24 protein-coding genes and 1 tRNA gene are annotated in these 22,515 nt (G+C 64.7%); 9 read left to right on the forward strand and 16 right to left on the reverse strand.

Annotated features, from left to right (window positions below):
- Positions 1-4: 4 nt before the first annotated feature.
- From WC585_RS12745 to WC585_RS12775, 7 genes are all read right to left on the reverse strand, one after another.
- Positions 5-640: an exopolysaccharide biosynthesis protein gene (locus WC585_RS12745; RefSeq protein ID WP_373258361.1), complete on the reverse strand. Its 636-nt coding sequence runs from the start codon at positions 638-640 to the stop codon at positions 5-7.
- Positions 641-745: 105 nt separating this feature from the next.
- Positions 746-931, reverse strand: coding sequence for a DUF3008 family protein (locus WC585_RS12750; RefSeq protein WP_373258362.1), 186 nt, complete (start codon positions 929-931; stop codon positions 746-748).
- Between the two features lie 53 nt (positions 932-984).
- Entirely contained in the window at positions 985-2,148 is a 1,164-nt protein-coding gene (locus WC585_RS12755) for an isovaleryl-CoA dehydrogenase (RefSeq protein WP_373258363.1), read from the reverse strand.
- A gap of 103 nt (positions 2,149-2,251) precedes the next feature.
- On the reverse strand, positions 2,252-3,304 hold the full coding sequence (locus tag WC585_RS12760) for a glycoside hydrolase family protein (protein WP_373258364.1): 1,053 nt from the start codon (positions 3,302-3,304) through the stop codon (positions 2,252-2,254).
- Between the two features lie 62 nt (positions 3,305-3,366).
- Positions 3,367-4,779 carry a magnesium transporter gene (mgtE, locus tag WC585_RS12765; protein ID WP_373258505.1) on the reverse strand — a complete coding sequence of 471 codons (1,413 nt, stop codon included), beginning with the start codon at positions 4,777-4,779 and terminating at the stop codon, positions 3,367-3,369.
- A gap of 142 nt (positions 4,780-4,921) precedes the next feature.
- Positions 4,922-5,008 (reverse strand) — tRNA-Leu (locus WC585_RS12770).
- A 50-nt stretch (positions 5,009-5,058) separates the two neighbouring features.
- A complete protein-coding gene (locus tag WC585_RS12775; RefSeq protein ID WP_373258365.1) occupies positions 5,059-5,310 on the reverse strand; it encodes a FliM/FliN family flagellar motor switch protein in 252 nt (83 codons plus the stop codon).
- 75 nt (positions 5,311-5,385) lie between these two features.
- Between WC585_RS12775 and lipB the strand changes: the two genes are divergently transcribed.
- Positions 5,386-6,105 (forward strand): lipoyl(octanoyl) transferase LipB, encoded by a 720-nt coding sequence (lipB, locus tag WC585_RS12780; protein ID WP_373258366.1) that lies wholly within the window; start codon positions 5,386-5,388, stop codon positions 6,103-6,105.
- Between the two features lie 67 nt (positions 6,106-6,172).
- Here the strand turns inward: lipB and rplI are convergent, their stop codons facing one another.
- The 4 genes from rplI to WC585_RS12800 form a co-directional block, all read right to left on the reverse strand.
- Entirely contained in the window at positions 6,173-6,757 is a 585-nt protein-coding gene (gene rplI, locus WC585_RS12785) for a 50S ribosomal protein L9 (RefSeq protein ID WP_373258367.1), read from the reverse strand.
- 1 nt (position 6,758) lies between these two features.
- Positions 6,759-7,034 (reverse strand): 30S ribosomal protein S18, encoded by a 276-nt coding sequence (gene rpsR / locus WC585_RS12790; protein ID WP_373258368.1) that lies wholly within the window; start codon positions 7,032-7,034, stop codon positions 6,759-6,761.
- Positions 7,035-7,045: 11 nt separating this feature from the next.
- Positions 7,046-7,438, reverse strand: a complete 393-nt coding sequence (rpsF, locus tag WC585_RS12795) for a 30S ribosomal protein S6 (protein WP_373258369.1) — start codon at positions 7,436-7,438, stop codon at positions 7,046-7,048.
- 183 nt (positions 7,439-7,621) lie between these two features.
- Positions 7,622-9,070: a D-alanyl-D-alanine carboxypeptidase family protein gene (locus WC585_RS12800; protein WP_373258370.1), complete on the reverse strand. Its 1,449-nt coding sequence runs from the start codon at positions 9,068-9,070 to the stop codon at positions 7,622-7,624.
- A gap of 266 nt (positions 9,071-9,336) precedes the next feature.
- Here WC585_RS12800 and WC585_RS12805 point away from each other — a divergent pair, with 266 nt between their 5' ends.
- From WC585_RS12805 to clpA, 3 genes are all read left to right on the forward strand, one after another.
- Positions 9,337-9,828, forward strand: coding sequence for a phasin family protein (locus WC585_RS12805; RefSeq protein ID WP_373258371.1), 492 nt, complete (start codon positions 9,337-9,339; stop codon positions 9,826-9,828).
- 262 nt (positions 9,829-10,090) lie between these two features.
- The gene (gene clpS / locus WC585_RS12810) at positions 10,091-10,423 is read left to right on the forward strand and encodes an ATP-dependent Clp protease adapter ClpS (RefSeq protein ID WP_373258372.1); all 333 of its coding nucleotides are present in this window, start codon (positions 10,091-10,093) and stop codon (positions 10,421-10,423) included.
- A 14-nt stretch (positions 10,424-10,437) separates the two neighbouring features.
- Positions 10,438-12,753, forward strand: a complete 2,316-nt coding sequence (clpA, locus tag WC585_RS12815; protein ID WP_373258373.1) for an ATP-dependent Clp protease ATP-binding subunit ClpA — start codon at positions 10,438-10,440, stop codon at positions 12,751-12,753.
- 286 nt (positions 12,754-13,039) lie between these two features.
- Here the strand turns inward: clpA and WC585_RS12820 are convergent, their stop codons facing one another.
- The 5 genes from WC585_RS12820 to WC585_RS12840 form a co-directional block, all read right to left on the reverse strand.
- Positions 13,040-13,345 (reverse strand): CsbD family protein, encoded by a 306-nt coding sequence (locus tag WC585_RS12820; protein WP_373258374.1) that lies wholly within the window; start codon positions 13,343-13,345, stop codon positions 13,040-13,042.
- Positions 13,346-13,450: 105 nt separating this feature from the next.
- On the reverse strand, positions 13,451-14,455 hold the full coding sequence (gene cobS / locus WC585_RS12825; RefSeq protein WP_373258375.1) for a cobaltochelatase subunit CobS: 1,005 nt from the start codon (positions 14,453-14,455) through the stop codon (positions 13,451-13,453).
- Between the two features lie 83 nt (positions 14,456-14,538).
- On the reverse strand, positions 14,539-14,712 hold the full coding sequence (locus WC585_RS12830; RefSeq protein ID WP_373258376.1) for a hypothetical protein: 174 nt from the start codon (positions 14,710-14,712) through the stop codon (positions 14,539-14,541).
- A 139-nt stretch (positions 14,713-14,851) separates the two neighbouring features.
- Complete coding sequence (locus tag WC585_RS12835) at positions 14,852-15,280, reverse strand: organic hydroperoxide resistance protein (RefSeq protein ID WP_373258377.1); 429 nt, start codon at positions 15,278-15,280, stop codon at positions 14,852-14,854.
- Positions 15,281-15,331: 51 nt separating this feature from the next.
- Positions 15,332-16,003, reverse strand: coding sequence for a J domain-containing protein (locus WC585_RS12840; RefSeq protein WP_373258378.1), 672 nt, complete (start codon positions 16,001-16,003; stop codon positions 15,332-15,334).
- A 45-nt stretch (positions 16,004-16,048) separates the two neighbouring features.
- On the opposite strand from WC585_RS12840, the gene WC585_RS12845 reads away from it, so the two are divergent.
- From WC585_RS12845 to WC585_RS12865, 5 genes are all read left to right on the forward strand, one after another.
- Positions 16,049-16,357: a BolA family protein gene (locus WC585_RS12845; RefSeq protein ID WP_373258379.1), complete on the forward strand. Its 309-nt coding sequence runs from the start codon at positions 16,049-16,051 to the stop codon at positions 16,355-16,357.
- Between the two features lie 102 nt (positions 16,358-16,459).
- The gene (locus WC585_RS12850) at positions 16,460-18,277 is read left to right on the forward strand and encodes an ATP-binding protein (RefSeq protein WP_373258380.1); all 1,818 of its coding nucleotides are present in this window, start codon (positions 16,460-16,462) and stop codon (positions 18,275-18,277) included.
- Positions 18,278-18,371: 94 nt separating this feature from the next.
- Positions 18,372-18,842, forward strand: coding sequence for an RcnB family protein (locus tag WC585_RS12855; RefSeq protein WP_373258381.1), 471 nt, complete (start codon positions 18,372-18,374; stop codon positions 18,840-18,842).
- Positions 18,843-18,930: 88 nt separating this feature from the next.
- Complete coding sequence (locus tag WC585_RS12860; RefSeq protein WP_373258382.1) at positions 18,931-20,616, forward strand: cisplatin damage response ATP-dependent DNA ligase; 1,686 nt, start codon at positions 18,931-18,933, stop codon at positions 20,614-20,616.
- Between the two features lie 78 nt (positions 20,617-20,694).
- Complete coding sequence (locus WC585_RS12865; protein ID WP_373258383.1) at positions 20,695-22,500, forward strand: ATP-binding protein; 1,806 nt, start codon at positions 20,695-20,697, stop codon at positions 22,498-22,500.
- The last annotated feature ends 15 nt before the right edge of the window (positions 22,501-22,515 follow it).

The following is a 22,515-nucleotide window of genomic DNA, read 5'->3' on the forward strand; positions in this document are numbered from 1 at the left end:
CAGACTAGAAGAGGCCGGTGGCCCACTCCCAGGTGGCCAGTACGACCCGGCTGATCAGTTCCCAGGCCAGCCAGACGAAGACGCCGAAGCCGGCGGTGGCGATCCAGCCGATGACAATGATGGCCCCGTCGCGCTGCATCAGGCCGAAGCCGAAGGCAGCCACGATCAGGGACGGGAACAGGTTTCCCCCCGTGATCGGCAGCATCAGGATCAGGCACAGGACGACGCAGGCGATACCGATCAGGACTTCTGAAACCTCGCTGGTCATGATCGACAGACGAGGACGCGACAGCCGCTCAACCTTGCGCAGAGGCTTCATGATCTTGCCGATGGCGGTACGATAGGTCGCGCGGTCGATGCTGCGCTTCAGGATCCAGCTCGGCATCCACAGCTGATCGCCCCTGAAGACAAGTTGCAGCGCGATCAGGAGGATGGGGGCACCCAGAACGGTCGTCGTGCCCGGGACGGCACCGATGACCACACTGATCAGGCCAAAGAACAGGAGCATGGCCCCGAAGCCGCGCTCTCCGAAACCGTTGATCAGTTCGCCGAGATAGAGTTTTGGCTCCCCTCGCGCGCCGATGTCCTCAATCACCTGGGAGAAGGTGCGGGTGTCAGCCTGATAGTGGTAGTCTGGCATCAGGAGGCGGCATCCGGGGGCGGCGTTGACGCCCGATCTAGGCACGACAGGCCCTTCGCGCCACTTAACAAAAATCCATGACGATTCGAGCGGGGCCGTGACGGCTCAGTCGTTCACGTGTTCGGGCTTGCCGCTGCGTTTGGTGTGGGCCAGATCCTCGAGCTGTGTCTCGCTCATGGAGTTGACCATGGATTTCGACGCGCCCTTCAGATCGGATTTGGGCGTATCGCCGCGCTTGGCGCTGAGGGCAGCGCCGGCGGCCTTCTGTTGGGCGGCGGATTTGGCGGGCATAGGGGGAACTCCTTCCGATAGGAGAAGTCACCGCCCGCCCGAGGGTTCCGCCGTCAGCCGCCCAGCAACTCCCGCCCGATCAGGAAACGCCGGATTTCATTCGTTCCGGCCCCGATGTCGTACAGCTTGGCGTCGCGGACCAGGCGTTCGACGGGCCATTCCTTCGTGTAACCGGCACCGCCCAGGGCCTGAACGGCCTCCAGGCTGACCTTCACGGCATTCTCGGAAGCAAGGAGGATGGCCCCGGCGGCATCGTAGCGGGTGGTCTTGCCCTGGTCGCAGGCGCGGGCGACGGCATAGACATAGGCGCGGGCGCTGTTCAGGGCGACGTACATGTCGGCGACCTTGGCCTGCATCAGCTGGAAGCTGCCGATAGCCTTGCCGAACTGTTTGCGGTCTCTGACGTAAGGCAGGACGACGTCCAGCGCGGCCTGCATGATGCCGAGCGGACCGGCGGCCAGGACCGCGCGCTCATAGTCCAGGCCGCTCATCAGCACGGCCGCGCCGCGCCCTTCGCCGCCCATGATGTTTTCGGCGGGGACCTCGCAGTCCTCGAAGACCAGTTCGGCGGTGTCGGAGCCGCGCATGCCCATCTTGTCGAGTTTCTTCGAAACGCTGAAACCCTTCATGCCCTTTTCGATCAGGAAGGCGGTGACGCCGCCGTTGCCTTCGCCGGTGCGGGCATAGACGACCAGGGTCTCGGCGTGGGGGGCGTTGGTGATCCAGAATTTGGTGCCGTTCAGGATGTAGCGGTCGCCCTCCTTGCGGGCCTGGGTGCGCATGGACATGACGTCGGAGCCGGAGCCGGCCTCGGACATGGCCAGGGAGCCGACGTGTTCGCCGGAGATCAGACCGGGCAGGTATTTGCGCTTCTGCTCTTCGGTGCCCCAGCGGCGGATCTGGTTGACGCAAAGGTTGGAGTGGGCCCCGTAGGCCAGGCCGATGGAGGCCGAGGCGCGGGACACTTCTTCCATGGCCACGACGTGTTCGAGGTAGCCGAGGCCGAGGCCGCCGTACTCTTCCTCCACCGTGATTCCGTGTAGGCCCAGATCGCCCATTTCGGGCCAGAGCTCGCGCTTGAAGGCGTTGGTCTCGTCGATCTCGGCCGCCAGGGGGGCCAGACGGTCGGCGGCCCAGCGGGCGGTGGTGTCGCGGATGGCGTCAGCCGTCTCACCGAGGCCGAATTCCATGGATTGGGGGGCGAAGGGAATGCTCATGACGCGGGGTTAGCATCATTCATCCCTGCGAGTGAAGCGAGAGAGAAGGCAGCCCCCCCACCATGCTTCGCATGGTTCCCCTCCCCCGAGGGGGGAGGAATGATCAGTCCGGTTTGCTCCAGCGGACGTAGAGGTTCCAAGCGGCGGCGGCGACGCAGACCGCGCCGATCAGGCCCAGAACGCCGGCGATGACCAGGGTCTCGTTCGAGGGCGAGGGCCGGCTGGAGGCCAGGCGGAAGGCCGCAGCGGCGGCCCCGCAGGCGGTGAAGCCGATGGCCCCCATGATCAGGAAGGCCCCGGTATAGCCCCAGTCGAAGCCCTTGGCCTTCGCAGGCGTGGCCTCGTGTCGCATGACCGATGCGGTCGGCGTTTCATCCTCGACGACGGCCGGGGTCTGATCCGAGGCCGTGTCCGTTGTTGGGGCCGAGGTCGAGCCTGCGTCCCACTGCGGGGCAGGGTCGGCGGCGACATCGTCGGTGGCTGGTGCGGTGGCGGGTGTCCCATCTGTCGTGGTGACGGGGGTCGAGGTGACAGGCGCGCTTTCGCCCAGCAGGCTGGCCACAGCGGCGGCGCGGGCGTCCGAGGCCGGGCTGGCGGGTTGGGGATCGGTGGCCTCAGCGTTGGCGGGCAGGGGGGCAGGCTTTTCCGACAGGTCGCCTGCGACCGGCAGGGGCGCGATCATCAGGTCGGCGACGGTGACGGAGGCGTCGGGTCCGGCATTGAACAGGGCCCGCTCTGCGGAGCGGCGGCGCGGCGCGGCGTCGGGCGATTCGGGTTCGGGCCAGCCGATCAGGGCGTCGGCGGCCTCCTTCGCCTGACCGGCGTTGAAGCGACGCAGGACATCGGAGGCCAGGAAGGCCTTCAGTCCGACCGAGATGGCAAAACTGGCCAGGGCGTCGAACTGATGCTGGTTGATGGGGCCGTCGATGCGGTCGTTCAGCGCGGCGGTAATGGGCAGCAGGTCGTATTGCAGCAGCAGTTCGGCGTCGGCCTCATCGACTGTGGCCCCTTCGCGGGTCGAGGCGGTGTGGCCATAGCCGACGATCCAGCGGCCGTCCTCGGCCTGGACCGCGCGCGGCCGGAAGCCCTCGAAGCTCTTGATGAGCATCAGGCCCGGACGGGAGATTTTCAGACGTGGCTTGGCGGCGTCGGACACGGATTGACCCAGAACGATACAGGCTTACTCGCCCTACCGGGGAAGCAGCAAGGCCCGCGCCGTTACAGCAGCACCATCGTGGCCAAACCGAGGAAGATCAGGAAGCCGAAGAAATCCGTGGTCGCGGTCACGAAGACGGCGGAGGAGACGGCCGGGTCGAACTTCAGCTTGGACAGGGTCAGAGGCGTCAGCACGCCCACGCTGGCGGCAACCAGCAGGTTCAGAACCATGGCGGCGGCGATGACCACGCCGATCAGCCAGCCTTCGTCCCGGAACCAGAAGGCGGTGGCCAGGCCGATCAGGGGGGCCAGCACCAGGCCATTGGCCAGGCCTACGACCAGTTCGCGCCAGAAGGTGCGCGGGGCGTTGGAGCTGTTCAGCTCACGCGTGGCCAGGGCGCGGACGGTCACGGTCAGGGCCTGGGTCCCCGCATTGCCCCCGATGGCCGAGACGATGGGCATCAGGACGGCCAGGGCCACGATCTGCTGGATCGTGCCCTCGAACCAGCCGATGACGCTGGCCCCCAAGGTGGCGGTGGCCAGGTTGATGGTCAGCCAGGGCACCCGGCTGCGCACGATCTCGGGGATGGAGGAGCCGCGGTCCTCGTCCTGAACACCGGCCAGGCGCAGGATGTCCTCGCGGTTCTCTTCCTGAATGATGTTGACGATGTCATCGACGGTGATCTGGCCGACCAGACGGCCCGCCGCATCGACCACCGGGGCCGAGATCAGGTGGTATTTCTCGAAGATATAGGCGACCTCTTCCTGGTCCTGATCGACAGCGATCGCGTTGATCGGCTCCATGATGTCGGTCAGGGCGACGGTGCGCGGTGCCCTCAGCAGGCCGCTGACCGCTACTCCGCCGATCGGCTTGTTGGCCGGGTCGACGATGTAGATGTCGAAGAACAGCTCGGGCAGGTCCTCGCCCTGTTTGCGGATGTGATCGATGGTATCGCCGACGTTCCAGAACTGGGGCGCTGCCATGACCTCGCGCTGCATCAGGCGACCGGCCGTGTCCTCGGCATAGCCCAGCGAGCTTTCGATCGCGGCGCGATCCTCGTCCGGCATGGCGGCCAGGACCTTTTCGCGCTGATCGTCTTCCAGGTCCTCGACCACGGCGGCGGCGTCGTCGGAATCCAGCTCCTGCAGCGCCTCGGCCAGGATCAGGTGGGGGACGCGTTCCAGCACCTCCTCGCGGATACTGTCGTCCAGCTCGGGCAGGGTCTCGGCCAGCAGGTCGGCGGGCAGCCAGATCACGACCACGCCGCGATGCTGTTCCGTCAGAAAGCCCATCAGGTCGGCGACGTCGGCGGGGTGGAGGTCTTCCAGCAGGGCCGTCAGGCGCGCGCCGTCACCGTCGTCGGCGGCATCGACGACCTTTTCCACGAAGGCGGGCGTCAGGACGTAGTCCTCGTCCAGGGCGACGTGATCTTCGGTTTCGGCTTCGGGCGGCAAGGGGGCGTCTGCGGTGGTGATCACGCTTCAAGCCTCCCTCGAAAAATGAATCAGCTATTCGCCGATGCGTCGCCCCATGAACCGCCAGCGGTTCGCCTGAATGAAGGAAGCCTGCCCGGACGGTGGACCGAAGTCCAGCCGCCTCACAGGTTTCGAAATCCGATGGTGCGGTCGAGAAGACTCGAACTTCCACTCCGGTTAAGGAACAGCGACCTCAACGCTGCGCGTCTACCAATTCCGCCACGGCCGCTCACATCGGAGCGGGGCTGATAGCGGAGGTCGGGGGGAAAGGGAAGAGGGCTAAGCCGCTCCCGCCATGAAGTCGTATACATCCGCCGCCCGCGTCACCGTGATGGCGATGCGGTCGTCGCGGATCTCGATCTCACCACGGGCCACAGGGTGGTTGTTGGCCAGGATCCAGACTTCGTCGCTTTCGGAGGCGTCGAGCGGGATCACCGCGCCACGGCCCATCTTGAGCAGTTGCGACATCGGCAGGACCGAACGGCCCAGCACGACGGAAATCTCGACATCGACGGCGTCAATCTGGCTCAAGGCGCATCCGGTTCAAGCGAAGGTGCGCAAGCGACAGCCCTTGCGCGATGCCTTCGGGGGACACATTGAGTCTTCATGCTTGCTGACCCGTTAAGCCCTGCGGAAAATCGCCTGATCCCGAGCGACGGGGTGGCCGTGGAATGGGCGGTGTCGTCCAGGCTGGTACCCTATGACGAGGCGGTGGCCTTCATGGAGGCGCGGGTGGCGGCGATCGCGGCGGGCGAGGCGTCCGAGATGGTCTGGCTGCTGGAACACCCGCCGCTTTATACCGCCGGGGTGTCGTCGAAGGACGATGACCTGCTGGATGCGGGGCGGTTTCCGGTGCACCGCTCGGGGCGCGGCGGGCAGTTTACCTATCACGGGCCGGGACAGCGCGTGGCCTATGTCATGCTGGACCTGAACCGGCGGGGGCGCGATGTGCGCGCCTTCGTGCGCGGGTTGGAGCGCTGGATCATCGATGCGCTGGACCGGTTCGGCGTCGAGGCCGGGGTGCGCGAGGGTCGGGTCGGGGTCTGGGTCGAGCGCAAGGGCGCGGGCTGGTCACGGGAAGACAAGATCGCCGCCATCGGCGTCAAGGTCCGCAGATGGGTCAGCTTCCACGGCATCAGCCTGAACGTCGAGCCGGACCTAGAACATTTCGGCGGCATCGTGCCGTGCGGCATCGCCGAGCATGGGGTGACCAGCCTGGTCGACCTGGGCGTGCTGGCCACGATGGACGAGGCGGATGCGGCCTTGAGAAGCGCGTTCGAGGCCGTGTTCGGGCCGGTTCAAACGGCTGATGCGCCCGATATCTGAGCGGCAAAAAAGAACGGCGGCGTGGAGTGCTCCACGCCGCCGTCCGATAGTCAGTATTGATTGACGATCAGGCTTCGGAGCCGAGACCGTCCTGCTGACCGGCGCCGCCGGCGACCATGTCGCGGGCCTGCTCGAGAGCGGCTTCACGATCTTCGTCGTAGGCCGCCTTGATGACGTCCTCGCCCTTGGCCTGACGTTCGGCTTCTTCGGCCGAGCGTGCGATGTTGATCTTGATCGTGGCCGTGACCTCGGCGTGCAGGCGAACCAGCACTTCGTGGACGCCCAGGCTCTTGATCGGCACGTTCAGGACGACCTGGCTGCGCTCGATCTTGCCGCCTTCGGCCGTGACGGCCTCGACGATGTCGCGCGCGGCGACCGAACCGTACAGCTGACCGGTCTCACCCGCCTGGCGGATCATGACGTAGGTCTGGCCGTCGATCTTGGAACCGATCGAGCCGGCGTCGGCCTTGTTCTTCTCGTTGCGGGCCTCGATGGCGGCGCGGTCGAGTTCGAAAGCCTTCAGATTTGCGGACGTGGCCCGACGGGCCTTGTCGCGCGGCAGAAGGAAGTTACGGGCGAAGCCGTCCTTGACGGACACGACGTCGCCGATGGCGCCGAGGTTCTCGACGCGCTCAAGCAGAACGACCTTCATATCACTTCACCACGTAGGGCAGGAGGGCCAGATAGCGGGCGCGCTTGATGGCCTTGGCCAGTTCGCGCTGCTTCTTCTGAGAGACGGCTGTGATGCGCGAGGGCACGATCTTGCCGCGTTCGGAGATGTAACGCTGCAGCAGCTTCACATCCTTGTAGTCGATCTTCGGCGCGCCTTCACCCGTGAACGGGCAAACCTTGCGGCGACGCGAGAAGGGACGGCGAGCAGGGCCGGAGCCGGCCGGCGCGCCCGGCGAGGGAGCAGTCGTATCGGTCATGTTCCGGAATCCTATTCTGCGGCTTCGGCGACGGGGGCGTCTTCACGCGGCGTGCGCTCACGCTCACGTTCACGCTCGCGCTCACGGCGGGCCAGGAGGGGCGACAGTTCCAGGTCGAGTTCCTCGACGCGGACGGTCAGCCAGCGCAGCACGTCTTCGTTGATCGACAGCTGACGTTCCACTTCGGCGATGGCAGCCGGCGGGCAGTCGATGGCGAGCAGGGAATAGTGTGCCTTGCGGTTCTTTTTGACCCGATAGGTCAGGTTGCGCAGACCCCAGTATTCGATCTTGGCGACCGAGCCGCCACCGGCGACGATCAGATCCTTGATGGTGTCATTCAGCGCTTCGGCCTGTTGCGCGCTGATATCCTGGCGCGACATGACCGTGTGCTCGTAAAGAGCCATGCGGTAGTCTCCCTTGTAGGGCGTCGGCGCGAGGGGACCGGGTTAAAGTCCTCTCCCACGATGGATCCAGGCGTGGCGGCCGGAATGACTTCCCGAACCCTTTGGAACTCCACGCCAGGACCGAAGCCCTGGAAAGGCGGCGCGTATACGGGAAAAGGTGGCTCTGGTAAAGCCGCGTCTACGCTAGCCCTGCGGGCGAACCACCATGCAGGTCACGCTACGGGCGGCGAGGGCCTCGCAGGCGGCCTGAGCGGTCTGTTCGGTCATGCCTGTGAAGCGCGAGCGGAACCAGCCTTCGGCGTCGACCACGGTGCGTTCGGCGGATGAGAACTGGCTGCGGAAGCGGCGCTGAACCTCGGTCAACCAGTTGCTGGCCACGGTCTCGTCGCGGAAGGCCCCGACCTGAACGGCCCAGCCGTCTGAAGCGCGGGCAGGGGAGGAGGTGCGTGTCGAGGCGCTGGCACTGGCACTGGCTGTGGCGGGCGACCGACCGCCGTTCAGGATGGCGGTGACGTCTGCGGGCAGGTCGGCGGGAAGCTGGCCATTGCGCGACGCGGGGCGAGCGGGTGTGCGAGGTTCGCTACGGACTTCTGCACGCGGTGCAGGCGCAGGAGTGGGCGTTCGGGCGAGCGCGGCATAGGCCGTGCCTTCGTCGCCATTGGCCTCGTTCAGGGCAGCCGCACCGCTGGATGTGATGGAGGCAAACTGGACGTCGTCGGCAGGCTGGGCGCTGATGCCAAAGCCGCGCTGTTCGAAGAAGGCCTGGGCGACCTGGATGGTCTGGCCACGGCCACGGGCCCGTTCCAGTTCGAAGCCGGTGTCCATCAGGGCGGCGACATGGGCATTGCGGCTGGCCGTCGAACGACCGCCCAGGACGATGGTGATCAGCCGCTTGTTGCCGCGCACCGCCGAGGCCGCGAGGTTGAAGCCGGAGGCGTTGGTATAGCCCGTCTTCATGCCGTCGTAGCCGTTGCCGGAGTGCAGCAGGCCATTGGTGTTGCGGTATTCACGACCATTATAGGCCCAGTCGTGCTGGCCCAGGTAGGTATAGTACTGCGGATAGTCGCGCATGATGGCGCGGGCCAGGATGGACAGGTCGCGGGCTGTCGTAACCTGTCGGCTGTCGGGCAGGCCATTGGGATTGTAGTAGCGGGTCTGGGTCATGCCCAGTTCCTGGGCCTTCTGCGTCATCCGGGCCGCGAAGCGGTCGTTGGACCCACCCACATGTTCGGCGATCACCATGGCCATGTCGTTGGCGCTGCGTACCGCCGTGGCGCGCATGGCGTTGTCCAGGGTGATGGTCTGGCCAGCGGCGAGGCCAAGCTTGGACGGCGGCTCCCTGGCGGCGCGGGGTGAGACGGTCAGCACGTCCGTGAGTTTGACCTCGCCTTTCGAAATCGCCTCGAAGGTCACATACAGGGTCATCATCTTGGTGATGGAGGCCGGGAATCGCCTGGCGTCGGCATGGCGGGCGAACAGGACCTCGCCTGTTTCGGCGTCGACGACGATGGCGGCATAGCGGGCGTTGTCGCCGGACTGTGCGACCGGTGGAGTGGCCGCAGGCGTCAGACTCAGACCCACGATCAGGGCCAGTGACAGAAGTCCGCGACGGATCAGGGCGATGGTCTGCAACGGAAGGCCTCACTCTTTGACTAGCGCGACGGCGGCCCCACCACACGACGCTGACGATAGGACTAACATGCGCTCCGTCCGTTTCGAGAGGGTAAACAAGGCGTCAACAGGATTGTGAAGTCCGACTGACAGTTTTGTGCAGCGCACAATACGCCTTGACGTTTGTTCGCACATGCACCATATCACCCTCGTCGCGGCGGAATCGCCTGCTGCGAGAAAATTCAGTCGCGGGATCACTGCGACACCTCAGTTCAGGAGATTGTACCATGGCTGACACCGGTGAAACCGTGAAGAAGACCGTCGACGCTGCCAAGGCCTCGACCGAAAAGGCCCAGGCCACGTTCCAGGCCAATGCCGAGCAAGCCCAGGCTGCCGGTGCCAAGGTGTTCCGTGAAGCTGCCGACAAGTCGGCCGCCAGCCTCGCCGAGCTGAACGCGCACGGCAAGCAGAACCTGGAAGCCATGGTCGCCTCGGCTACCGCCGCCCAGAAGGGCGTCGAGACCCTGTCGGCCCAATCGGTCGCCTTCACCAAGAAATCCTGGGAAGACGGCGTCGCCGCCGCTCAGTCGATGACCCAGGCCCGTTCGATCCAGGAACTGCTGGAACTGCAAACCAGCTGGGCCAAGTCGGCCACCGAGGCCTATCTGGCCGAAGTGACCAAGGCGACGGACATCATGACCGCCTCGGTCAAGGACAGCTTCAAGCCCATCAACGAGCGCGTCACCGCCTCGGTCGAAAAATTCCAGGCCGCTCGCTAAGCGCCTGACCAAGTTAGTAGCGTAACAGGAAGGCCCCCGGAGCGATCCGGTGGCCTTTTTACTGTTGAGGGCATGCACGGCGTTGTCCCTCCCACCTGGGGGGAGGGTGGCTGAGCGCAGCGAAGCCGGGTGGGAGGGCGCGGCGCCTCGAGCGGGAGGGACAGGCGTCTGCGCCTGCGCAAACAAAGAGGTGACTTGTCGCATCTTCAATTCAGGGCATCATTGCCTATCTGATCCATCGACCTTCCCAACTGGATTACGAATGCCGCCGTCACGCAAGACCGGTGATCAGGACCAGGGCTCCGGCTCTGCCACGATCACCGAGACCAGGCCGAAACTTCAGAAGCCCTCGCTCTATCGGGTGCTGATCCTGAACGACGACTACACCCCGATGGAATTCGTCATCTATGTGCTGGAACGGTTCTTCCAGAAGAGCCGCGAGGACGCGACCCGCATCATGCTGCATGTGCATCAGCATGGCGTCGGGGTCTGCGGCGTGTTCACCTATGAAGTCGCCGAGACCAAGGTGGCCCAGGTGATCGAAACCGCCAGACGTCACCAGCACCCGCTGCAATGCACGATGGAAAAAGACTGAGAGGATAAGCTCCCATGCCCTCATTTTCACGTCCTCTCGAAGAGACCCTGCACCGCGCGGTGCACTATGCGAACGAGCGCAAGCACGAATACGCCACGCTGGAACACCTGCTGCTGGCGCTGATCGATGACCCCGATGCGGCTGGCGTGATGACCGCCTGCAATGTCGAGCTGGTCAATCTGAAGACAGCGCTGACGCTGTATGTCGATACCGACCTGGCGGCCCTGGCCACCAGCGATGGTGAGGACGCCAAGCCGACGGCGGGGTTCCAGCGCGTGATCCAGCGCGCGGTGATCCACGTCCAGAGCTCGGGCCGCGAGGAGGTCACGGGCGCTAACGTGCTGGTCGCCATCTTCAGCGAGCGCGAGAGCCACGCCGCCTATTTCCTGCAGGAGCAGGACATGACCCGCTACGATGCGGTGAACTATATCGCGCACGGTATTGCCAAGAAGGGCGGGGGCGAGACCCGTCCGGCCAAGGCCGGTGCCGCCAGCCCCGAGGATGCCGAGGATGCCGCCGCCGCCAAGACGGGCGGAGAGGCGCTGGAGGCCTATTGCGTCGACCTCAACGAGAAGTCGCGCAAGGGCAAGATCGACCCCCTGATCGGCCGTCATGGCGAGGTCGAGCGGGCCATCCAGATCCTGTGCCGCCGGACCAAGAACAACCCCCTTCTGGTCGGTGAGCCGGGCGTGGGCAAGACCGCGATCGCCGAAGGTCTGGCGCGCAAGATCGTCAACCATGAGGTTCCGGACGTGCTGGAAGGCGCGACCATCTATAGCCTCGACATGGGCGCGCTGTTGGCCGGCACCCGCTACCGCGGCGACTTCGAGGAGCGGCTGAAACAGGTCGTCAAGGAGCTGGAGAACCACGAGAACGCGATCCTGTTCATCGACGAAATCCACACGGTGATTGGCGCGGGCGCGACCTCGGGTGGGGCAATGGATGCGTCCAACCTGCTGAAGCCCGCCCTGGCGTCGGGCACCCTGCGCTGCATGGGATCGACGACCTACAAGGAATATCGCCAGCATTTCGAGAAGGACCGCGCCCTGGTGCGGCGCTTCCAGAAGATCGACGTCAACGAGCCGACGGTCGAGGACACGGTGAAGATCCTCAAGGGACTGAAGAGCTCCTACGAGGGGCACCACAAGCTGCGCTATACGGACGCCGCCATTCGCACGGCGGTGGAACTGTCTGCCCGCTACATGACCGACCGCAAACTGCCGGACAAGGCGATCGACGTGATCGACGAGGCGGGGGCGTCGCAGATGCTGTTGCCCGAATCCAAGCGCAAGAAGGTCATCGGCCAGAAGGAGGTCGAGGCCGTCATCGCCAAGATGGCCCGCATCCCCGCCAAGTCGGTCAGCAAGTCCGATACCGAGGGCCTGCGCCAGCTGGAGACCGATCTGAACCGCGTGGTCTTCGGCCAGTCGGCGGCGATCGAACAGGTCTCTGCGGCCATGAAGCTGGCTCGCGCCGGTCTGCGCGATCCGCAGAAGCCGATCGGGGCCTTCCTGTTCAGCGGCCCCACGGGCGTGGGCAAGACCGAGGTGGCCAAGCAGTTGGCGTCCACCCTGGGCATCGAGATGCAGCGCTTCGACATGTCCGAATACATGGAGCGCCATACCGTCAGCCGCCTGATCGGGGCCCCTCCGGGCTATGTCGGGCATGACCAGGGCGGCCTGCTGACCGATGCGGTGGATCAGCATCCGCATTCGGTGGTCCTGCTGGACGAGATCGAGAAGGCCCACCCGGACGTCTACAATATCCTGCTGCAGGTGATGGACAACGGCATGCTGACCGATGCGGTCGGCAAGAAGGTCGATTTCAGGAACACCATCCTGATCATGACCACCAATGCCGGGGCCGCCGACAATGCCAGGGCCTCCATCGGCTTTGGCCGGGGCAAGGTCGAGGGCGAGGACGACAAGGCCATCCAGCGGCTGTTCGCGCCGGAGTTCCGCAACCGCCTGGACGCCATAGTGGCCTTCAAGGCGCTGGACGCCGAGACGATCAAGTCGGTGGTGACCAAGTTCATGATCCAGCTGGAGGTCCAGCTGGCGGATCGCAACATCACCATCGAACTGTCGGACGAAGCCAACGACTGGCTGGCCAAGAACGGCTTCGACGAACTGTATGGCGCACGTCCCCTGGCGCGGGTCATTCAGGAACACATCAAGAAGCCGCTGGCCGACGACATCCTGTTCGGACGCCTGACGCGCGGCGGCCATGTGAAGGTGGAGCTGAAGGACGGCAAGATCGCCTTCGACATCACCCCGACCAAAGGCGCGCCGGAAAAGGTGGCCGAGGACGCTGACGTCGTGGCGGACTGACGGTAATCTTCCCCTAACAGGGGAGGAATAATCCAAAGAAAAGGATGCCAAGGCGTGAGGAGGCGTGAGCCGTCGACAATGCGCAAGGTCATTCGGGCGCTTCTTGTCCTGTCGGCCTTCCTGCTAGCCGGACTGCTCATATATGGGGGCTGGCTAGCGTGGATCGTGTGGGATCAGTGCCTCAACGCACCTAGCTGCTAGCTAGTTTTGTCAAATATGCATATGCTAAAGAAAAAGGCCCGGGCATCGCTGCCCGGGCCTTTTGTCTGTGTGGACAGGCCTCGCCTTAGCGGCGGCGACCCAGGCCGCCCAGCAGCACGGCCAGACCGGCGACGATGCCGGTGGTCAGCAGGGGCTTGCGGCGGGCGAAGTCCAGACCCTGGCGGGCCTTGTCCTGATACTGGACCGGGGCCTTCTCGACCAAGCCGTCCAGGCCGTCGATGACGCGGCCATAAGCGTCCAGGGCCTTGCCCTTGACCTGGTCCAGCTTGCCTTCGGCCTGCAGACGATCGTTGCCGGTCAGGCCGCCGACGCCATCCTTGATACGGCCGCCGACAGTGTTGGCGGCGCCTTCGATACGTTGGTCGGTCATGGAGAAATCCTCTCGAATGAATGGGTGCCGGGGAGGCGTGCCGTCATAGCGCAGAGAGGGGCGGGGGGTTCCGTTTCGACCATGAAACCTTGGTAACGCCTTGGCCTAACCCACCTTCACCCGCGTCGCCGCCTCGGGCAGGTCTTCCCCGAAAGCCCGCTGGTAGAACTCCGCGATGGTCGGCCGTTCCAGTTCGTCGCACTTGTTCAGGAACGTCAGGCGGAAGCTGAGACCGACGTCGCCGTTGAAGATGATGGCGTTCTGGGCCCAGGTGATGACGGTGCGGGGGCTCATGACGGTGGAGATGTCGCCGTTCATGAAGGCGTTGCGGGTCATGTCGGCGACGCGGACCATGGCGGCAATCTTGCGCTTGCCCTCGGCGTCGGCCCATTCGGGGACCTTGGCGGCCACGATCTCGGCCTCCACGTCGTGGTCGAGGTAGTTCAGGGTGGTGACGATGTTCCAGCGGTCCATCTGGCCCTGATTGATCTGCTGGGTGCCGTGATAGAGGCCGGATGTGTCGCCCAGGCCGATGGTGTTGGTCGTGGCGAACAGGCGGAAGAAGGGGTTGGGCCGGATCACGCGGTTCTGGTCCAGCAGGGTCAGACGGCCCTGCGCCTCCAGCACGCGCTGGATCACGAACATCACATCGGGACGGCCGGCGTCGTATTCGTCGAACACCAGGGCGATCGGGCGCTGGATAGCCCAGGGGAGCATGCCCTCGCGGAACTCGGTGATCTGTTTGCCGTCCTTCAGGACGATGGCGTCCTTGCCGACCAGGTCGATCCGGCTGACGTGGCTGTCCAAATTCACGCGCACCAGTGGCCAGTTCAGGCGGGCCGCGACCTGTTCGATATGGGTCGACTTGCCGGTGCCGTGATAGCCCTGGACCATGACGCGGCGGTCGAAGCTGAAGCCCGCGCAGATGGCCAGGGTGGTCTGGGGGTCGAAGCGATAGCTGTCGTCGATTTCCGGCACATGGCTGTCGCGTTCGGCGAAGACCGGCACGGTCATGTCGCTGTCGACGCCGAAAATCTCGCGCACGGTGGCGCGGCGATGCGGCTCTAGGGTCAGGAGGGGGTCGGGCGTGGCGTCGAACAGGGTGGTCATGCGCCACCCTTAGAAAACCGGACGGGCCCGGTCCAGCGCCGCGTGTGCGCTACGGGCCAGGGTGACGTTGCGACGCGGTCGTTTCAGATAGAGGTGTGGCGGACGGCGCGCTTGCCTCGGGCCATGCGCACCAGCGCGGCGATATGCTTGACGAAGGCCGAGCCGCTGAAGACCTGCAGGTCGACGCCTGACAGGTCGCCGCCGCCCGAGTAATAGGGGCTCGATTTGCGGTTGGTTTTAGTTTCCAGCGTTTTCATGATTTCAGCGCTCCCCGCGCTTCGAACAATGATAACGGTGTGGTTCAGTTTTTGTTCCGTGACACAAAATAAAAGGCGCGAAGGACAACAATCCTTCGCGCCATCGAAAACTATTTATCCGAAGTAATGGATGCCAGTTTTATTCGGCGCTCAACGCCACATCCACATTGCCGCGCGTGGCATTGGAGTAGGGGCAGACCTGGTGGGCCTTCTGGATCAGGTCGTCGATGACCGCCTGATCCAGGCCATGGTCGGTGACCTTCAGGGCGATATCCAGGTTGAAGCCCTCGCCGCGCGTATTCTTGCCGAAACCGACGGTGGAGTGGATCTTCGTGTCCGCACCGACAGGGGTGCCCGCCTTGCCGCTGACCAGATGCAGGGCACCCAGGTAGCAGGCGGCATAGCCTGTGGCGAACAGCTGCTCCGGATTGGTGCCGTCGCCGCCCTTGCCGCCCATTTCGGTCGGGGTGGACAGTTTGACATCGATCTTGCCGTCGTCAGTGGCCGAGCGACCGTCTTCGCGTCCGCCGCCCGAGGCGGTGGCGTGGGCCTTGTAGAGAACGTCCATGGGAGAGCTCCTGTGTTGGGGCTCCTTAGCTAGGCACGACCCGGCCCAATGCTAGGCCGCCAGCCCGGCCTTCTTCAGCGTCTTGTAGGCCTTGATGACGTTCTGGAGCTTGATCTCGGCACCACGGTCGCCCTGGTTCAGGTCGGGATGGAAGCGTTTGAGCAGCTCGTGGTAGCGGGCCTTGACCCCGGCCTTGTCGGTGCGGGCGTCCAGATCGAGGTCGGCCAAGGCGGCGCGTTCCAGCTTGCCGAGGCGCAGGGTATCCTCACCGGCGGGCGAGGCCTGTTCCTGGGTTCGGCGACCGAACAGGCCGAAGCTGTCGCGCCAGGTGCCCGGATCGACCTTGGACTTGCCCCGCTTGGCGGCATCGGCGGCGGCCTCGCGCGTATTGGCCCCGGCCTTCATCTCCCAGGTCGGGCGACCGCCGGTCATGGCCTCGTTTTCCTTGGCGGCGCGAATCTCGGCCTCGGACATGCCGGCGTAGAAGTTCCAGCTCTTGTTATATTCGCCCGCGTGCTTCTGACAGAAATCGTAGAAGTCATTCAGCCGCTCGCGCGACTTGGGCGCACGGGCGGTTGCGGCCTGACGGCAGTCGGGCCAGTTGCAAGGTTTCTGGCCCGGCTTCAGATGCAGGACATCGGCCTTGGCCGCCTCCTCTTCGGGGCGGGGCGGCTTGATCCGCATGTCGGTGAAGCGGGGCTTGTATTGAAAGTCGTTCGGCATCGCACGAAGTGTAAGGCTGATTTGGACTTCAACAAGGACAAGACCATGCCAGATGGCCCGATTGCGACGATTATCCGCGAAAAACTGACCGCAGCCCTGTCGCCGACCCGTCTGGAGCTGGAAGACGACAGCGCGCGACACGCCGGACACCATCATGAAGGGGGGATGGACGCCCAGCCGGGCGGGGAGAGCCACTTCAATCTGACGGTGGTGTCGAGCGCCTTCGAGGGTCAGGCGCGGGTACAACGTCAGCGGACGATCAACACCCTGCTGCGGGATCAGTTGGCGGGGCCGGTCCATGCCCTTTCCATAAAGGCATTGACGCCCGCTGAAGAGGCCGACACCGGCCGATAGAGGATTTGCGCAGGCAGCGAACAGTCATATCACGCCGTTCACCCCGTCTTAGAAGGTTGTCCGTAGCCTGACATCTGGGGTTGAGCGGCTGCGGGACGGGTGATGGTTGAATCGGACGGGATCGGCAAGGCGCTGGCGGGTGAACAGCGCCCGGGCGAAGCTGCCCAGGCCCTGCGCGCGATCCTGCAAACTCAGTATCTGCGCTATCTGATCATTGCCAGCTGGGCCGTGGGCCTTCTGGCGACCGTGGGACCGGTAAATGCGTCGATATGGTTCGTCGGGACCGTTGCGGCAGGGGCTTTGCGTGGTCAGGTCGAGAAGGGCGTCAGTGCCCGTGTCGGCTCTGGCTGGGGCATGGTATTCCCGATCGTGGCCACCGCGACAACGGCGGCCTGGGCCGTCGCGCCTTTGCTGGCATGGTTCTCTGGCCATCCGTTCGGACACCCGCTGGCGATGGCGTTGCTGATATCCGGCTATGTCCTGGTTTTTGCGCAGCTGCGCAGTTCGCCGCGCCAGGCGGTTGTGATCTCCTCGCCCTATGGTGCCGCAGCCTTGATCATTCTGGTGTCTCTGTGGGGGACGCCGCTATTCTGGTCATTCCTGGCGGTAGTGCCCTTTATCGCTGCGGGCCTTTTCGTGCTGGTGACCATGACGATGCTACGCGAAGACCGGATCACGGCCTTTCAGGAGCATCAGGCTCATCTTATCGCGGAATTGGAGGCTGCACGCGACAGGGCCAATGCGGCCAGCGATGCCAAGTCCAACTTCCTTGGGGTCATTTCGCATGAGCTGCGTACCCCCATGAATGGCGTGCTTGGGGCCGCACAACTGCTGGCATCGACGCGGCTGGAAGCCAGTCAGCGCGAGTATCTGTCGATCATCCGAAATTCCGGAGACAATCTTCTAAGCCTGCTGAACGACATCTTGGACATGACCAAGATCGAGGCGGGTCGAATGACCTTCGAGGTCGTCGACATCGTCAGCGACGATTTGCACAAGCGCGCAGCAGGTCCTTTCCAGGCCCAGGCTGAAGCCAAGGGGCTGACCTTCGTGTCGCGCTTCGAGGGCGAAGTGCCGTCCATAGTGCGCGGGGACCCGCTTCGTGTGTGTCAGGTTCTGCACAATCTTCTGTCCAACGCCGTCAAATTCACCGACGCGGGCGAGATTCGCTATGTCGTTAAAGGAACACGTCTGGCGGATGACCGGGTCCGGTTCGACTTCGCCGTCACGGATTCAGGGGCGGGGATTGCTCCCGACGATCTGGAGCGGCTGTTCCAGCCGTTTACCCAGGTCGATGCCTCTTCGACGCGCCGATTTGGCGGAACAGGCCTGGGCCTGACCATCGCGCGGCGCATGGCCAACATCATGCACGGCGATATCCTTGTGGAATCTACCGTGGGCCAAGGCTCGACCTTCACATTTTCGGTCGAGGCCGAGGTGGTGGAATGGACAAGCCAGGCCGCAGCCGAACCCATCCACGCCGACATCGATGACGGGCGGGCGCTGCACGTCCTGATCGTCGAGGACCATCCCGTCAACCGCATGATTCTGGAAGCGTGGATGGGGTCGGCGGGGCATGCGTCCTCGACCGCCGAAAACGGCCAGGTCGCGGTGGATGTCGCGTCTGGACAGCGCTTTGACCTGATCGTCATGGACGTCAACATGCCGGTGATGGACGGATTGGCGGCGACACGCGCGATTCGCGCCGTTGCAGGTCTGAACGCGGAAACCCCCATTGTAGTGCTGTCTGCTTCTGCCCGGCGCGAGGACCACGAGGCGGGACTGGAGGCCGGGGCTGACGCCTATCTGAACAAGCCGATCGATTTTGCAGCACTGGCGCGGGTCATGAACCGCGTTGGAGGTGGCCGTGCAGGCGTTCGAAGCCTTGTGGACAGCGGAGAGACCTCGGCCGCTGCATGAATGGGAGCTGAGCAAAGCTGTTCAGACCTGCCTCAGGGGCGCTCCGGCATTGTGGGGTCAAGTCGAAATGGTTCGACCGCCTAAGGAGCCCACCATGAACAAGATCCTCACCGCTACGCTGGCTGCCGTGATCGCCGGCTCGACCATGGGCGTCGCCACCGCCGCCGACGCACAGTCCCGCAACGATCGTCAGGATCGCCGCGAACAGCGCGACGACCGCCGCGACTACCGCGAAGACCGTCGTGAATTCCGTCAGGACCAACGCGAGGACCGGCGCGAATATCGTCAGGATCAGCGCCAGTATGCCCGCTGGCAGCAGTCGCAGCGCCGCTACAATGCGTCTCGCTATGTCGCTCCGCGCGGCTATGCGGTTCGTCAGTGGTCCTATGGCCAGCGCATGCCGGTCCAGTATCGCGACAGCCGCTACGTCGTCAGCGACTACGGCCGCTATGGCCTGCGTCAGCCGCCCCGTGGCTACCACTATGTCCGCAGCGGCAATGACGTCGTTCTGACCGCCGTTGCGACGGGTCTGATCACGGCCGTGATCGCGGGGCTGTTCAACTAAGCCAGGTCCAAAACCGAGACTGCGCCCCGGAAGGAGACTTCCGGGGCGTTTTCGCGTTTGGTGCTCATCTGCCGCCGAACGGAACCGCATGCGCGCCTTTGCCGAACTTCTGGACCGTCTGTCGTTGACGGCGTCGCGCAATGCCAAGCTGGTGCTGGTGCGCGACTATCTGAGGGTCACGCCCGATCCCGACCGGGGCTGGGCGCTGGCGGCGCTGACGGGCGACCTGACGTTCGATGCGGCCAAGCCGGCGATGATCAGGAAGGCGACGGAAGCGCGGGTCGATCCGGTGCTGTTCGGCTGGTCCTATGACTATGTCGGCGACCTGGCCGAGACAGTGGCGCTGATCTGGCCGGTCGATCCCGCACACCGGCCCAATCGCGAGCCGGAACTGTCGGAGGTGGTGGAGGCGTTGCGTCAGGCGTCGCGGGCCGAGGTCCGGCCCCTGCTGGAGGGCTGGCTGGACGCGCTGGAGCCCAAGGCGCGGTGGGCGCTGCTGAAGCTGATGACCGGCGCTTTGAGGGTGGGACTGTCGGCACGGCTGGCCAAGACGGCGGCGGCAATGGTGCGACCGGCCGCGGTGGCCGAACCGCCCGATCCGGAGGGCGGGGAAGGGACTGTGTCGCTGGAGCCGGTCACGGCCTCTGACATCGAGGAAATCTGGCATGCGCTGACGCCGCCCTATGAGGACCTGTTCGCCTGGCTGGAGGGGCGCAGCGAGCGGCCCAGCGGCGATGCGCCGGGGCGGTTCCGGCCCGTGATGCTGTCGGTCGCGATCGACGAGGCGGTGGATTTCGCACGGCTGGATCCCGCCGACTATGTTGCCGAATGGAAATGGGACGGCATCCGCGTTCAGGCCGTGCGCGAACAAGGAGTGCAGAAGCTGTATTCCCGGACGGGCGACGAGATATCGGCGGCCTTTCCCGATGTCATGGCCGGGTTGTCCTTCGAGGGGGCGATCGACGGCGAGCTGGTCGTCTGGCGTGACGGCCAGGTTGCGGCGTTTGGCGACCTGCAGCAGCGGCTCAACCGCAAGACGGCGGATGCGGCCATGCTCGAGAAGTATCCCGCCGCCATCGTGGCCTATGACCTGCTGGCCGAGGAGGGGGAGGACCTACGAGGCCTGACGCTGGCCGCGCGGCGACCCCGGCTGGAAGCCTTGGTGGCGCGCAACGGGGCGGGGACGCTGCACCTGTCTCCGCTGGTGGAGTTCGACGACTGGGAGGAGCTGGTGCCGCTGCGGCTCGATCCGCCGGTCGGGGCGGCGGCTGAGGGGCTGATGCTCAAACGCAAGGATAGCGTCTATGTCGGCGGAAGACCCAAGGGGCCGTGGTTCAAATGGAAGCGCGATCCGCATGTGATCGACGCAGTGCTGATGTACGCCCAGCGCGGGCACGGCAAGCGCTCCAGCTTCTATTCCGACTATACCTTCGGCGTCTGGACCGAGGAGGGGACGCTGACCCCGGTCGGCAAGGCTTACTTCGGCTTTACGGACGAAGAGTTGAAGCAGATCGACAAGTTCGTGCGCGACAACACGGTCGATCGGTTCGGCCCGGTCCGGTCTGTGAAGGCCGAGCCGGATTTCGGTCTGGTGCTGGAGATTGCCTTTGAGGGGCTGAACCGGTCGACGCGGCACAAGTCGGGCGTGGCCATGCGGTTTCCCCGCGTCAGCCGCATCCGCTGGGACAAGCCGGCGCGCGAGGCGAACACGCAAGGCGATGTGATGCACCTGCTGGAATCGCTGGAACGTAGCGGTGGAAGACTGGTCCGGTAACCAACTTGCTTAGTGTGGTTGCAATGGGAGGTGGTATATCGACGATCAGGGTTGGAGCGGTGACTGCAGGTGTTGAGAGTGCCCGATCTGTCGTTTCTGGCCAAACCGCCGCCGCTGAAGGTCGGCGTGGACATGCCGGATCGCTATCGCATCACTTTGGCGACCATGATCACGGAGCCGTGGCTGCTGTTCGGGGCTTGGGCGGCGGGCGGGCTGGTTCTGGCGCTGTTGGGGTTCTGGCAGATCGCCCTGATAACCAGCGGTATCGGTACATTGGTGGATATGGGGTTCCAGCGCCACCTGCGGCGTCTATGGACCGCTGAACCCATCGATCCCCGGGTGGGTGTGCGTGGGTTGGTGCCGATCGTGGCGTCTCGGTTCAGCCTTGGCGTGGCAGGATCCATCGCGGCAGTGGTGACGACCCACAGCCCGGCGATCATGGCGGTCGTCATGATGCTGCAGGCGTGGTCGATCTGTGTGGCCATGGCGCAGTTCAACGCGGTGCCTCGTCTGTTCGTGACCGCCATTTCACCACCACTGTTCGCCGTCGTCGTTTCCATGTGGCCTTACGTGCTGACTCCGGCGGGGCCAGCGCTGGCGGGATCGATGGCTCTGCTGGTCGCCATTCTGGTCGTGATCGGACGACAGGCGGGCGAGGTCTGGCGTGCCTGGAGCGAATCCTGTGCCGAGAATGCAAAGCTGATCGCGGATCTGCAGGCGGCGCGTATGGCCGCCGATGCGGCGTCGCAGGCCAAATCGACGTTCCTGGCGACCATGAGTCATGAGGTCCGCACGCCGCTGAACGGTATCCTGGGCATGACGCAACTGATGGCCATGAATCCGCTGGACAAGATGCAGCGGGAACGGGTCGAGGTGATCAGGCGATCGGGCGAAACGCTTCTGGGGACGCTGAATGCGGTGCTGGACCTGTCACGGATCGAGGCCGGGCGGCTGGAACTTACGGACGGCATCGTCCACCCCGCCCAGATCGCATCGGACAGTGTCAGCACCTTTGCCGCCTCGGCGGGGTTGAAGGGGCTGTCCCTGACATCGTCGGCGGGGCCCGAGGTGGCGGGAGCCTTCCGCGGTGATCCGGTCAGGCTGCGCCAGGTGGTCGATAATCTGGTCGGTAACGCGATCAAGTTCACGTACGACGGGGGCGTTCATGTCTCGGTCGCCGTGCTGGGTGGGCAACTGGTGTTCGAGGTGCGCGACACCGGGCCGGGCATTGCGGCTGAAGATCTGGCGCGGGTTTTCAGGCCTTTCGAACAGGCCGACGGATCGCATCGACGCGCGCACGAGGGGTCCGGTCTGGGTCTCGCCATCTGTCTGCAACTGGCGGAACTGATGAAGGGTCGGCTCGAGGCCGAAAGTGACGTGGGGCACGGCAGTGTGTTTCGGTTGGTTGTCCCCGCCGAAGTGGCGGAGATGACTGACGACGCAACCGCGCAGCCTGTTGCCGACACGCTGGACAGCTTCTCGGTGCTGGTGGCCGAGGACAATGCGACGAACCGTACAGTCATCCGCAGCCTTCTGGAGCATCTGGGAGCGCGACCGCATATGGTCGAGAATGGTCAGGAGGCAATCGATGCCCTGCGTATGCGCCCGTTCCAGGTGATACTGATGGATGTCCAGATGCCCGTGCTGGACGGGCTGGCGGCGACCCGCGCGATACGAAGAGGTGAGGGCGGAATGGTCGGTACCCATGTGCCGATCATCGGTCTGACCGGCAACGCTATGGATCATCAGGTGGCGGAATGTCTGGCGGCGGGGATGACCTCGGTCGTTCCCAAGCCCATACAGTTGCCGATCCTTGTTCGGGCCATCAATGCGGCAATGGTCGATATAGAAACCGAGCCGCGCCGGGCAGGTTCGGGGTTCTAATCCGCGAGACAGGCG

This window comes from Brevundimonas sp., assembly GCF_041648055.1.
In the GTDB taxonomy this organism is placed as follows: Bacteria; Pseudomonadota; Alphaproteobacteria; order Caulobacterales; family Caulobacteraceae; genus Brevundimonas.